Source organism: Pirellulales bacterium (genome assembly GCA_035656635.1).
Taxonomy (GTDB): domain Bacteria; phylum Planctomycetota; class Planctomycetia; order Pirellulales; family JADZDJ01; genus DATJYL01.
Genome location: DASRSD010000140.1, coordinates 1 through 12,768 on the forward strand (window position 1 = coordinate 1; position 12,768 = coordinate 12,768).

A 12,768-nucleotide genomic window follows, 5' to 3' on the forward strand; every position below is an offset into this window, starting at 1 on the left:
GCAGAATTTGCGTAACGGTCAGGACCAGGTCGGTCGCGGTAATCGTCGGCTGCATTTCGCCCGTGATCTCGAAGCCGATGACTTCCGGCATGAGCATGTACAAGGGCTGGCCCAGCATGTTGGCTTCGGCCTCGATGCCCCCCACGCCCCAGCCTACCACGCCTAAGCCGTTGATCATTGTGGTGTGGCTATCGGTGCCGACCAGCGAATCGGGCAGGGCGACATCTTCGCCGTCAATTTTGCGCACGAAGGCCACCTTGGCCAAATATTCCAAATTCACCTGATGCACAATTCCAATGTTCGGCGGCACGACCCGAAAATTGTTGAACGCCTTTTGTCCCCAGCGGAGGAACTCGTAGCGCTCCTGGTTGCGGGCAAATTCCAAATCGACATTCAAATCCAGCGCGTTGGCAGCCCCGAAATAATCGACCTGAATGGAATGGTCGATGACCAAATCGACCGGCACCAACGGATTGATTTTTTTAGGATCGCCGCCTAACCTCTGCATGGCGCTGCGCATGGCCGCCAAATCGACCACGCAGGGCACTCCGGTAAAATCTTGCAGCACCACGCGGGCGGGCTTGAAGGGTATTTCCAACTCCGCGGGCTTTTCGGCGTTCCAGGCGGCCAGATTTTTCACGTCGGCTTCGGTCACCGAATAGCCATCGCAATTGCGAAGCACGGCTTCCAGCAAAATGCGGATGAAAAACGGCAACGCCGAAATGCTCCCGAGGCCGGCGTCTTCCAGTTTCGACAAGCGGTACAACAGCGCCGTGCCGCTGCCGGTGTTCAACGTGGTTTTTGCTCCAAAGGGATCAGCAGACCGTGGGGCGGGGCTCATAGCTTTGCACCAGGATTAATTTACGCGGGGAAAGAGAGCTAGCGGGGGGTAAGGTTGGGGAAAATCCCACTGCTCTTCCGGCATTCTAGCGGTTTTCGGAAGTGGTGTCTGGGGGGCAGCCGATGGCAAAAACCAAGCCAATTATCCATTGTATTTTCGCCATAATCGCTACTCTGTGACGCTCGCTTTGGCAGACCCGTTCCGCCGGTTTGACGGCCGCCAACCGGAACCTAGATTTCATACGCTGCTGGGCTTGTCACATCCTAGTCAGGAGCGGGTGGCTGGCTCGAAGTGCAAGTAATTTCCCTTGGTCCGCAGTCGTGGCGTTTCCGCGCCACTATTTACAAGAGGAATCCGCTCCATGGCCGATCGTTCTTCTACCGTGCAGGAATTGCTCAGCCGGCTTACCAAGTCCGCGGGCGAGCATGCCGGGGCCGATTCTTGGGCTGCCGTTGAAGCCACGACGCCCGATCATACCCGAGCCAAATCTGCGGCGGCCGCGCAAGTGAATCAGCAGCGGCAGGAAAAGCTCAATCAGCTGCTGGGGCGCATCGCAGACCTCACGGGACAAACCGCCGAGCAAAGCACGGCCGCCTCGTCTGCCGCCAATCCGGCGGCGGGCGAAGATTTCGTGCCGCTGGAACCCACTTCGTACCACGAAGCAATGCTCTCGGAAAGCGAAGTGGAAGCGCTGGTTTTAAAATTTCTGCTCTCCCGGGGCGATGCCGCGGGGCGCGATATTGCCGAACAACTCAAGCTGCCGTTCGCGCTGATTGAAGAACTGCTGCGCCAATTGAAGCAAGACCAGTTGGTGTTTCATCGCGGGTCGGCCGCGATGAACGATTATCAATTCCAATTGGCGGAATTGGGACGCGAACGGGCCCGGCGGCTGTCGGAGCATTGCACGTACTTCGGCTCGGCGCCGGTCCATTTGAAGCATTACGTGGCCAGCGTCCAGGCGCAATCGCTCATGCGGCAACGTCCCACGGTGCAAAGCTTACGGGAAGCCTTTGACGACTTGCTGATCAGCCAAAAAATGATGGGGCGGCTGGGACCGGCCATCAATTCCGGCCGCGGGCTGTTCCTGTACGGCGCGGCAGGCAACGGCAAAACCAGCATTGCCGAACGCATTACCAAAGCTTTTGGACAGTACATTTGGATTCCGCGCTCCATTGGCGTGGATGGGGAAATCATTCGGCTGTACGACCCCAGCAACCACGAAGTGGCCCCGCTGGAAAATCAGCAGGGGTTGCTCAACAACAAAAAAATTGACTCCCGCTGGATTCGCATTCGCCGGCCAACCATTGTCGTCGGCGGCGAGCTGACGATGGACAACCTGGAGGTTACGCTCAACACCGCCACGGGCATCAGCGAAGCGCCCATGCAAATGAAAAGCAATTGCGGCACGCTGGTCATCGACGATTTTGGCCGCCAGCGCATGAGCATCGATGAATTATTGAATCGCTGGATTATGCCGCTGGAAAAGCGCTACGATTATTTAAACCTGGCCAGCGGCAAGAAAATTCAAGTGCCGTTCGATCAGTTGATTATCTTTTCGACCAACCTGGAGCCGAAGGACCTGGTCGACGACGCCTTTCTGCGGCGCATTCCTTACAAAATTGAAGTTGTTGATCCGACGGAAGATGAATTCCGTGAGTTGTTCAAGCTGATGTGCCCGCGAATGGGCTTTGAATATCGCGAGGAAACGGTCAACTACGTGCTGGAAAAGCACTACAAACAGCAGCAGCGGCCTTTCCGCTGTTGCCAGCCGCGCGACCTGCTGTTGCAAGTGCGCAATTACTGCTCGTTCCACGATCTGCCGTTGACGTTGTCGAACGAGTACTTCGATTTCGCCGTGGAGAATTACTTCGCGGTGATGTAACTCCCGCTGGCCCGCTTTATCTTCCGCGCGCTGCCTGAAGCTTGCACATGCAAAAACGCGGGGTAGGCGAGGGTGCGGGTTCCCGCTGGCGGTAGGGCTTTAGGCCGATCGTGCCATTCGTTCCGTTTAAGCAGTTGGCCGCGCCGGCAGTGCGCGTTTGGCAAGCTATGAATTGAAGGACGCGGATTGGGCACACGGTGCTGCGCCATAGTGCACAGGGCGTTCCCTGCGGCCCTCCGCCATGAGTTGCCATCGGCGTCCGTACGATTTTTCACCCAGCCGGGCCGCGCATGAGCAAGACCATCGAAACCGAAAGTTCTGCGATTGAAAAAGCCGCCGGTCGCCATCCGCGCTATCACTGGCCCGTTGTTCTGGCGGTCTTGTGGTCGGTAGCGGTCGCCGCCGGGCTGTGTTTTTTGGCCGTGTATTCCGCCACGCCCGGTTCGGCCAGCGATCCGCCCAAAAATTGGCCCGCCCAAGCCGGCCTGGAATTAAACCCCCAAGGGGCAACGCTGGTGATGTTCGTGCATCCGCACTGTCCCTGCACGCGGGCCAGCTTGTCGGAGCTGGAACGGATGTTGCGAAATTGCGAGCGGCCGGTCAGTGTGTGGATTGTTTTTTACAAGCCGACCGAAATGCCAGACAACTGGGAGCAAAGCGATTTGTGGCGGAGCGCATCGGCATTGCCGGGGGCGCATGTGATCAGCGATCCGGATGGCGCCGTTGCCAACGGCTTTCACATTTTCACGTCCGGCCAAACGCTCTTGTACGATGCGCACGGAAAACTCTTGTTTAGCGGCGGAATTACCGGAGCGCGCGGCCACGAAGGAGACAATGCCGGCGAAACCGCCATCCAAGAATTTGTGAATCACGGCGATTCCGGCTGCCGGCAAACGCCAGTCTTTGGTTGCCCAATTATCAATTCCGGTACATCGCCGTGAAAGCCTGGTTGGAATGAATCCGAGCATGAAATCAAAAGCTGCCCAACTCGATGCCGAAATTCAAGCTGGCGCGGCGGAATTGTTTGCCGCCCACCAGCAGCAAATCTATGTGCGAACCGATCGATTGTTTGCCGCGCTGATGCTGCTGCAGTATATCGCCAGCATCGCCGCGGCCTGCTGGCTCTCGCCGCGCGCCTGGTCAGGCCCGCTCAGCCAGGTGCACATTCATGTTTGGGCGGCGGTGATCGTGGGCGGAATGATTACTGCCTTCCCCGTGCTGCTGGCGATGACTTGTCCGGGCAAGGTTTTCACGCGGCACGTGATTGCCGCGGCCCAAATGTTGACCTCGGCCTTGCTGATTCACCTGACGGGCGGACGGATTGAAACGCACTTTCACGTGTTCGGCTCGCTGGCGTTCTTGGCCGTTTATCGCGACTGGAAAGTGCTGGTGACCGCCACGGTGGTCGTGGCCACCGATCACCTGCTACGCGGAATTTTTTGGCCCGAATCGGTGTATGGCGTGCTGAGCGCTAGTTGGTTTCGCACCCTGGAGCACGCCAGTTGGGTGCTGTTTGAAGACGTGATTTTAATCCGCGCGATTTATCAAAGCACGTGCGAGATGCACGAAATGGCGATCCGCACGGCGGAATTGAAATCCACGAACATGCGGATCGAGCAAACCGTGACTGAACGCACGGCCGAGCTGCGGTCCAACCAATCGGAATTAATGCACGCCAAGGAAGCCGCCGAAGCTGCCAGCCGCGCCAAAAGCGAATTCCTGGCCAACATGAGCCACGAAATCCGCACGCCGCTCAACGGCATTGTCGGCATGACGGAGTTGGCGCTCGACACCCAACTGAGCGCCGGCCAACGCGAATATTTAGATACCGTTAAATCCTGCGCCGACTCTTTGCTGACCGTCATCAACGACATTCTCGATTTCTCCAAAATCGAGGCCGGCAAGCTGCACATGGAGCAACTCAGCTTTAATTTACCCGACCTCATGGGCAACACCTGCAAAACGCTGGGGTTGCGGGCGCATCAGAAGGGCTTGGAACTGGCTTGCCGCGTGGGAGCCGACGTGCCGGAGCACATGGTCGGCGATCCGGGCCGCTTGCGACAAGTGCTCGTGAATTTAATCGGCAACGCCATTAAATTCACCAAGCAAGGCGAAGTCATCGTGCAGGTGGAAGTGGCCGCGCGGAACGATCAATCGGTGCAACTGCAGTTCAGCGTCACCGATACGGGCATTGGCATTTCGCCAGAAAAGCAAGACGTTATTTTCAGAGCGTTCGAGCAAGCGGATACCTCGACCACCCGCACGTATGGCGGCACCGGCTTAGGATTAGCCATTTCGTCCAAGCTGATTGGCTTAATGCAGGGCCGAATTTGGATCGAAAGCGAGCTGGCGCGCGGCAGCACATTTCATTTCACCGCCAACTTCAATTTCGATCGCGATGCGGCGCTGCAAAACACGGCCCGCTCCACCGGCCCGTTGAAAAACGTGCGGGTGCTGGTGGTCGACGACAACGAAACGAACCGCCGCATTTTGGCCGAGGTGCTGCACCGTTGGGGCATGCAGGCCACGCTGGTTCCCGGAGGCCCCGAAGCCCTGGCCGCACTGGACCGGGCCATGGACCGCGGACAGCCGTTTTCGATGGTGCTGCTCGATGCCCAAATGCCGGCGATGGACGGCTTCATGCTGGTCGAGCGGATCAAAGCCAATCCTCGGCTGAAGGAAACAATTTTAATGATGCTGTCTTCGGCCGCGCAACACACCGACATGCAAACTTGCCGCAAATTGGGCGTGGCTGCGTATTTGACCAAGCCCATCAAACAGTCCGAACTGCTCGATGCGATCCTGCTGTTGCTGGATCCAATCCAGGCAGATCCTAAATTGAATCCACCGCCAGCCTCCGCGGCCAATGGCCAAGCGCCCGCCGCCGCGGCGTCGCGCTGGAACATTCTGCTGGCGGAAGATAATCCCGTCAATCAACGGGTGGCAAGCGGCATTTTGGAGAAGCGCGGCCACACGGTCATGGCGGTCGAAAATGGCCTGGAAGCCCTGCAGGCGGTTAAAGTGCAACGCTTTGATTTGGTGCTCATGGATTTGCAGATGCCGGAAATGGACGGCTTCGCCGCGACCGCCGCCATTCGGGCCCTGGAACCAAGCACCGGCCGGCATTTACCCATCGTCGCCATGACCGCCCGGGCGATGAAAGGGGACCGAGAATGCTGCTTGCAAGCCGGCATGGATGGTTACATTTCCAAGCCTGTCAATCCCAAGGAATTATTGGCCACCATTGAGGAACTTATGTCGAAACGAACCACCGCCGCCACGTCGACGCAGCCCGCGAATAATTTGGCAGATCAGGAAACATTCTCGGTCAAGCAATCGTCTGCAACGCCAACTGCAGCGTCGGGAGCCGCCGCAAGGGCCGCCACAATTTTGCCAGCGATCAATTTTACCGCCCTGCTGGAGCGGGTCGAAAACGACACCACCTTGCTGGAGGAAATGATCGGCCTGTACTTGGAAAGCTCGCCGCGGTTGGTGACCGAAATTGAAGCCGGCGTGGATCGCCAAGATGCCCCCACCATTCAGCGCGCCGCCCACACGTTGAAAGGGGCTTTGCAAAATCTTAGCGCCGATGGCGGCGCTGCAGCCGCGCTGAATCTGGAAAAGCAAGGCCGCAGCGGCGACTTGAACGGCGCCAAGCAATCGCTCTCGGATTTGAAAGCCGAGCTCGATCGGCTCCAGTTCGAACTAACTCGCTGGACGCAGGAGACATGCGCGTGAAAGTTCTTGTTGCCGATGATGAAGCCGTCTCCAGAAAACTTCTGGAAAGCACGCTGCGCCGCTGGGGATACGAAGTGGTTGTCGCCTGCGACGGCCTGGAAGCCTTTCGCATTCTCCAGGAAGTCGATGCGCCCAAGCTCGCCATTCTCGACTGGCTAATGCCCGGCCTCGATGGCGTGCAAATCTGCCGCGAAATTCGCCAACTCCGCTCCGAGCCGTACACGTACATTTTGCTCCTCACGGGCAAAAACACCAAATACGACGTGATTGAAGGGCTCGACGCCGGCGCCGATGATTATGTCATTAAGCCGTACGATGCCCGAGAGTTGCAAGTCCGCCTGCGAACGGGCAAGCGCATTTTGTATTTGCAGGAGCAGCTCATCGCGGCCCGCGAAACCCTCCGCGACCAGGCCACGCACGATGCCCTTACCGGCCTGTGGAATCGGGCAGCGACGTTCGAAATGCTGGCCAATGAGCTGGCTCGCCAGCAGCGACACGGTGGATCGATTGGCGTGGTGCTGGTCGACTTGGATCGCTTCAAGCTAATCAACGACGACTATGGCCATTTAATTGGCGACGAAGCGCTCCGTTCCGCAGCCAAGGCCATGCAAGGTTGCACCCGCCGCTACGATGCGGTGGGGCGCTTCGGCGGCGAAGAATTCATTTTGGTATTGCCCGGCTGCGACAGCATGAATGCCCTTAGTCACGCCGAGCGGATGCGCGTGGCCATTGAGCAAATTGCCATCGAAACGCCACGCGGTCCGGTCGGTGTGACGGCCAGTTTGGGCGTGGCCGTGGCGTGTCCCGATCAAACCACCGACGCGGTCAGCCTGATCCGCGCCGCCGACGCGGCGTTGTATCAGGCCAAAAACAACGGCCGCAACCGGGTGGAATTCGCCAATAGCGAAGATTTCAGCGCCGCCAGTTGCAGTTAACAGCTGACCGTGTGACGAAGTTTTCTACATCGCCGGAAGGCCACGCCTTCCGATCCGGATGCTGTGGGCCGCGGGCTACAATCGCCCGTTTAATGCGAGCATTCCTTAGTGCGAGCGCTCCATCCCAAATTCCAGCTTGAGCTGCGGATCGCGCTGCTCTTCCGGATTGAGCTCTTTGAATAACAGGCTCGGCTGAATGTCGCGGTTGTGCTGATATTTGTCGCTTTGGTATTCCGTAATTTCACCGCACACCTGGTGATAAAAAATTTGGCAGATCGGCACGCGCGGATAAATTCGCACCGGCTGCACGGCAAACATCTCCAGCGTCCAGTAGCCGCAAAACCCAACGTCGCCAAAGCCCGCCGTAACGTGCACAAACAGCCCCAGCCGGCCCACGCTGGAGCGCCCTTCAATCATGGGCACTAAATTGTGCGTTTCGGTCCGCTCCACCGTGCGGCCCAAATACAGTTGGTTCGGGCTAAGAATCAGCCCTTCTTCTGGAATTTCGATGCGCCGCACCCGGTTGGCCTTGCGCATGTCGAGCACCACTTCCTCGTACGTCATCAATTCGTGATGCAACGCCAGGTTGTAGCTGTTGGGGTTAAGATTTCGCGCATTGAACGGATCGATCACGATGTTCCCGCCCAATTGCTGGCGAATTTCGTTGCCCGTCAGAATCATGGCGTTCCTCGCTTAGCTGCGCCGTCCACGGCCAGATGCAGTTCCCCTGGCGGACGTACTGGCTTTCGCTCCGCCGACGCGCAATCCCCGGGAGGAAACTACCCGGCCGCCGGCGGCCTGCTTTTTGACTCCAATTTTCGGGCAAACCACGTTCAGCACGCAATCCTCGCACCGGGGCTTACGGGCCGTGCAAATTCGACGCCCATGATGAATCAGCCGATGGCTGAAATCAATCCACTGGCCCTCGGGCAACAGCGGCATCAGGTCGCGCTCAATTTTCACCGCGTCGGAGTGTTTCGTCAAACCTAGGCGATGAGCAAGCCGGCTGACGTGGGTATCGACCACCACGCCAGAAGCAATTCCATATGCTGTGCCCAGCACCACATTGGCCGTTTTGCGCCCCACGCCAGGCAATTTCACCAATTCCTCCAGCGATTGCGGAACTTTGCTGTTGTGCTCCTCCACCAGCTTGCGGCAGCACTCTTGAATGCTTTTGGCCTTGTTGCGAAAAAAGCCGGTGCTTTGAATTGTCTTTTCCAGGTCCGTCCGATTCGCCGCTGCCAACGCCGCCGCGGTGGGATATTTTTTGAACAGCACGGGCGTGACCATATTCACCCGCACGTCAGTGCACTGCGCAGAAAGAATGGTGGCGATCAGCAATTCCAGCGGAGTGGAAAAGTTCAAAGCACACTTGGCGCTTGCGTACTCCGCCGCCAGCAGCTTGGCGATTTTTGCGGCCCGACGTTTCGCGTCCTGTGCGCTGGCGACAGCCATGCCTGGTATTCCTGCGCGGAGAATCAAGTATCGAAGTAATCTAGCGCCCGGTGAGGCCGCAGAGTTCCTTCCACGGCGCCGCTTGGGTCTACGACTTAAGGCTTTGGCGATTGTGCGGCCAGTAACGAAAAGTGTCAAGCGGATAGCCAAGTTAGGGCTAAATCCAGCTTGACACTACGCCACGGGAGGGATAGGTTTATGATGGATTTGCAAGCGCTATTTCAGCGCAGCGATCACCCGCGATACATCCAGATTTTGCGCAAGTCACCCGTCCCTTCATCCGTCAAATGAATCCGCCATGAGCTTCGGCGACAATCCAAATCAAATTTCGCAATCTTCCGTTTGGGGTAACGTAGCCGCCCGCGCCGAACTGAACGAGCGCGCCGATTTCATCAAGAAAACATATTTGCACCTGCTGGGCGCCGTGCTGGCTTTCTGCGCGCTGGAGTTTGCTTATTTTCACATCAATACGGGACAAGCGGGACAAGATAGCACCCTGGCTGAAAGTCTGGCGGGAATGATGATGGGCAACGGCCGCGGTGGGTGGCTCATCGTGTTGTTGTTGTTCATGGGCGTGGCCTGGTTGGCGAATTACTGGGCCATGTCGTCGACCTCGGTCGGAATGCAATATGCCGGGCTGGGCCTGTACGTGGTTGCGGAATCGATCATTTTCGCACCGCTATTATTTATTGCGTCGACGCCCCAATTCGGCGGCGCCAATGTCATTCCCACGGCCGGGTTGATTACATTAATCATGTTTGCCGGCCTGACGGTGGCCGTGTTTGCCACGGGGCACGATTTCTCCTTCCTGCGCACGGCATTGTTTGTGGGCGGATTTGCCGCGCTGGGTTTTATTGCTTGCGGCGCTTTGTTCGGGTTTAACATGGGCAACTTGTTTACCGTCGCCATGATTGTGCTGGCCAGCGGTTACATTTTGTACGACACGTCCAACGTGCTGTATCATTATCGCATTGGGCAACACGTGGCCGCTTCGCTGGCACTGTTTGCCTCGGTAGCGCTGCTGTTCTGGTACATTTTACGGCTGGTGATGTCGATGCAGCGGCGTTAGAAGCGCAGCTCGATCATCTCCAGCTTTGCCTCAATCCAATAACCGTCATTACTAAGACGTGTGCCATGGCCACTGCTTTGAGTGGCCATGCCTGGATTCTCTGTGAGTTTCCATGCCCACACAGAGCCGTGGGCATGGCACGCGTTACTATTTCGGCCGGTAGAAAAGCGTGACTCCACTCAGACGGTAATGCCGCCATCGACGGCCAGTGTTTGGCCCGTGATGAACTGCGCCTGATCCGAAAGCAAGAATCGCACGGCGCCGGCCACGTCGGTGGGCTGCGCTAAGCGACCCAGCGGCGTGCGGCGGGTAATTCGATCGAGCTGTTCCTGGCTCAGGCCGTGCGTCATTTCCGTTTCCACATAGCCCGGCGCGACGGAATTCACTCGAATTTGCCGCTCCCCCAATTCCCGGGCCAGCGAGCGGGTCATGGCGTCCAAGCCCCCCTTCGTCGCTGCATAAGCCGACAGCCCGCTGTAACCCCGCAGGCCGATAATCGACGAAATATTTACAATCGAACCGCCGCCGGTCCCTAGCAGCATCCGCCGGACGACCGCTCGGGTCAGCGACAGCGCGCCGATCAAGTTAATTTGCACCACGCGCTGGATTTTCTCTTCTGGCGTTGTGGCCAACACGCCGTCGATGGCCACTCCGGCGCAGTTGACCAGCCCGTAAGGAATGCCGAATCGGCCTTCCGCGGCTTCTACAAAAGCCGGCAGCGTAGCGCCATCGGCCACGTCGGCCGTGGAAAAAAAGAAGTTGTTATTTGACGCTTGCGCATCGGTGAACTTGGATGGTTTGCGGCTGAACGTGCTGACATTGTAGCCGGCCGCGAGCAAATCTTCGACCAAGGCTTGCCCCAGTCCGCGACTGCCGCCGCTGACCATGATGTGCCGATTTTTTCCTTCGCCGATGGTGCTCACAAATTTTTATCCATTCACGTTGCGGTGCGCACAACTTTTCCTGCGGCCGAAAGTTCGATTCGCTCCACCAGTTCAATCACGCGCGGCCGTTGATGCGGCGCTAGCTTTTCGAGGGCCGCTTCCATTACTTTGGCCTTCACCGCTTCCGCTTCTTCCAGCCTGGCCGGCACAATTTGGGCCGCGACCAACTGTCCTACCAGCGACGATTGCCGGGCATACACTCGCACGTCGGCCACGCCGGGAACCGCCCGCAACACAGGCTCCACTTCTTGCGGATAAACCTTGTTTCCGCCAACGTTAATGACATCGCTCCGCCGCCCGACAAACACATAGCGATCGCCGCTGCGCCGCACCAAATCGCCCGTGGCAATCCACTCGTTTCGCCCTGCGCTTGCAGGCCGCGAACGATCATCGCTGGGCTTATCGTCGCCGTGTCTATCATCGCTGGGCCTATCATAGCCTAGCATGGCGTTGGGCGATCGGACCAGCAGCTCGTCGTCTTCGATTTTCAGCTCCACGCCGTCGGCGGTTGTCGAACCAACCCACCCGGCAGGAAATCCTGCCTTGCCGTCGGTTACGGAAAAGCAGCGGCCCAATTCGGACGTGGCATAAATGTGGACAATCCGCGTGTTGGGCAGCGTAGCCCTGAGCAGGTCGAGCACGTGCTGGTCGATGGCTTCGCCGCCCAGCGTAATTTGCTTTAGCGGCGCCGATTGCAGCTTGCCTGTATCGCCGAACAACAGCAACCGCCGCCAATACGACGGCGTGGCCGAGGCAAATTCCACACGCTCGCGCAGCAGCATGTCGATAATTTCGTCCACATCGGCATCCGGATGAGGAGACACCAACGTTCCGCCGTTCAATAAGCATTGCAGCGACACTTGAATGCCGGCGTACAAATTCGGCAAATACGATTGCAGCCAGACGGGCGGCTCCGCGGCGGCGGCCAATCGCACGGGCCGGCTTAAGCTGGCCCAGTTGTGTCGCACGGCTTTGGGGCGTCCTGACGTGCCTGAAGTGAGAATGATAACGGAACTTTCCCCGCTGCCGGCGGCCGCGTTTTCAAACGGTTGGCTATCGAAGCCAGAAATAATTGCCGCCCAGCGAAATTCCTGGACGAGCTGACGCTGCGCTTCGGTTGCCAGCGCCGGGTTCAGCAAAAATACGTCCGCCCGTAGCTCATCCAGCGCCGTCAACGCGGCCCAACTGAGCCCATCTCCACGGTGCACCAGCCCGATACGCGCGCCGCGCAAGGCGGAAAATTCCTGCGAGGCTTGAGTGGTTAAGGACTTCAAATCTTCCCAGGTCCAGCGCGCGTCGCCGGTGACGATAGCGGCCTGTGCTTTCAGCGCCGGGGAAATCCGTTGGGCAAATAGCGCTGTCCGGAGCGACGGTAAATGGGTTGATGCCATCGGGCGGTTGCGCCTCTGTCGAAATCGGAACAAATGCTTATGATGAATAGATAAGCACGCTGCGCCCGCGCCAGCCTTTAGCAGGTCGCCCTCATGGTCGAGCATCCGGCCGACGACGAAAGCAATTACCATCCATTATACTTGGAGGGCATTGCGCACTTCAACGCGTGCGATTTCTTCGAGAGCCACGAATCTTGGGAGGAGTTGTGGACCGATTATCGCGGTCCGTCGCGCAAATTTTTTCAGGGGTTAATTCAGGCGGCGGTGGCCCTGTTCCATTTTGGCAACGGCAACATCCGCGGCGCAAAGAAACTGTATCACAGCACGTGCGGATACTTGAATCCCTACCGGCCGAAGCACATCGGGCTGGATTTGGAAACATTTTTGGGCCAATTCCAGCAGTGCTTCGCGGAAGTAGCTGTGTGCAACGCGGAGGAGTTTCCAAAGATTGACTTGAACCCGGAATTGATTCCGGAAATTCACTTGAACCCACCGCCGGCATAGAATTCACCA

11 protein-coding genes are annotated in these 12,768 nt (G+C 58.0%); 6 read left to right on the plus strand and 5 right to left on the minus strand.

The genetic code is table 11. The features are described from left to right. The coding region (locus VFE46_13190; protein HZZ28949.1) for an aconitase family protein at positions 1-841 on the minus strand (841 nt) is incomplete at its 3' end. 361 nt (positions 842-1,202) lie between these two features. On the opposite strand from VFE46_13190, the gene VFE46_13195 reads away from it, so the two are divergent. From VFE46_13195 to VFE46_13210, 4 genes are all read left to right on the plus strand, one after another. After that, the gene (locus tag VFE46_13195; protein HZZ28950.1) at positions 1,203-2,723 is read left to right on the plus strand and encodes an AAA family ATPase; all 1,521 of its coding nucleotides are present in this window, start codon (positions 1,203-1,205) and stop codon (positions 2,721-2,723) included. A 290-nt stretch (positions 2,724-3,013) separates the two neighbouring features. Beyond that, positions 3,014-3,664: a hypothetical protein gene (locus VFE46_13200; GenBank protein ID HZZ28951.1), complete on the plus strand. Its 651-nt coding sequence runs from the start codon at positions 3,014-3,016 to the stop codon at positions 3,662-3,664. 25 nt (positions 3,665-3,689) lie between these two features. Continuing rightward, entirely contained in the window at positions 3,690-6,461 is a 2,772-nt protein-coding gene (locus VFE46_13205; GenBank protein HZZ28952.1) for a response regulator, read from the plus strand. After that, positions 6,458-7,396: a diguanylate cyclase gene (locus VFE46_13210; protein ID HZZ28953.1), complete on the plus strand. Its 939-nt coding sequence runs from the start codon at positions 6,458-6,460 to the stop codon at positions 7,394-7,396. The genes VFE46_13205 and VFE46_13210 overlap by 4 nt, the downstream gene beginning before the upstream one ends. A 105-nt stretch (positions 7,397-7,501) precedes the next feature. On the opposite strand, the gene dcd is transcribed toward VFE46_13210, so the two are convergent. After that, positions 7,502-8,077 carry a dCTP deaminase gene (gene dcd / locus VFE46_13215; protein ID HZZ28954.1) on the minus strand — a complete coding sequence of 192 codons (576 nt, stop codon included), beginning with the start codon at positions 8,075-8,077 and terminating at the stop codon, positions 7,502-7,504. Positions 8,078-8,089: 12 nt separating this feature from the next. Beyond that, positions 8,090-8,851, minus strand: a complete 762-nt coding sequence (nth, locus tag VFE46_13220; GenBank protein ID HZZ28955.1) for an endonuclease III — start codon at positions 8,849-8,851, stop codon at positions 8,090-8,092. A 298-nt stretch (positions 8,852-9,149) separates the two neighbouring features. On the opposite strand from nth, the gene VFE46_13225 reads away from it, so the two are divergent. Next, positions 9,150-9,920, plus strand: coding sequence for a Bax inhibitor-1 family protein (locus VFE46_13225; protein ID HZZ28956.1), 771 nt, complete (start codon positions 9,150-9,152; stop codon positions 9,918-9,920). Between the two features lie 179 nt (positions 9,921-10,099). On the opposite strand, the gene VFE46_13230 is transcribed toward VFE46_13225, so the two are convergent. Together VFE46_13230 and VFE46_13235 are read right to left on the minus strand one after the other, a co-directional pair. Continuing rightward, complete coding sequence (locus VFE46_13230) at positions 10,100-10,843, minus strand: SDR family oxidoreductase (GenBank protein HZZ28957.1); 744 nt, start codon at positions 10,841-10,843, stop codon at positions 10,100-10,102. A 14-nt stretch (positions 10,844-10,857) separates the two neighbouring features. Continuing rightward, positions 10,858-12,255 (minus strand): class I adenylate-forming enzyme family protein, encoded by a 1,398-nt coding sequence (locus VFE46_13235; GenBank protein HZZ28958.1) that lies wholly within the window; start codon positions 12,253-12,255, stop codon positions 10,858-10,860. Between the two features lie 93 nt (positions 12,256-12,348). On the opposite strand from VFE46_13235, the gene VFE46_13240 reads away from it, so the two are divergent. Beyond that, the gene (locus VFE46_13240) at positions 12,349-12,759 is read left to right on the plus strand and encodes a DUF309 domain-containing protein (GenBank protein ID HZZ28959.1); all 411 of its coding nucleotides are present in this window, start codon (positions 12,349-12,351) and stop codon (positions 12,757-12,759) included. Positions 12,760-12,768: the final 9 nt, after the last annotated feature.